Source organism: Burkholderia reimsis, from assembly GCF_003294055.1.
Taxonomy (GTDB): Bacteria; Pseudomonadota; Gammaproteobacteria; order Burkholderiales; family Burkholderiaceae; genus Burkholderia; species Burkholderia cepacia.
Genome location: NZ_QMFZ01000148.1, coordinates 1 through 463 on the forward strand (window position 1 = coordinate 1; position 463 = coordinate 463).

Annotated in this window: 1 protein-coding gene; it reads left to right on the forward strand. The window is 26.3% G+C overall.

The features are described from left to right. Nucleotides 1–123 precede the first annotated feature (123 nt). Nucleotides 124–463: DUF6978 family protein (locus DPV79_RS41685; RefSeq protein ID WP_113048190.1), on the forward strand; the 340-nt coding region annotated here is incomplete at its 3' end.

Genomic DNA, 463 nt, shown 5'->3' on the forward strand with positions numbered 1-463 from the left:
CGATTATGACGCTAAAAAGGAATAATTATTAAGTTTATAGAAAACATCTGTATAACTTACTACAAATACTGAAAATAATATAAGGATTTAAGATCGTAAAATCTAAACTAAGGAGATGTTTAAATGCATTTGAAACTGAACGATGAAGATTTAAATTATTTAGTAAATCTAAGTAAAGAAATACTTGAACAATACAACATTAAATTAGACGAAACTTGTAAGGGAGATATTAACATAACATCATGTAATTCTGAATACTTTTTCACTTTAAGCTATTTTTTAAAGCCTGGAAAAGCAACTATAAATTTCAGAGAATGCCGTTACAACTATAGCTTGTTACGTTTAAATCTTAATGACGGTTTTCATAAAAACTCTAATAATGAGAAAATAAGGGGAAATAGAATTAATATATTTTCTGAAAAAGAATTTATACAAAAAGCTGACGGCGCAACCCATATGAAAG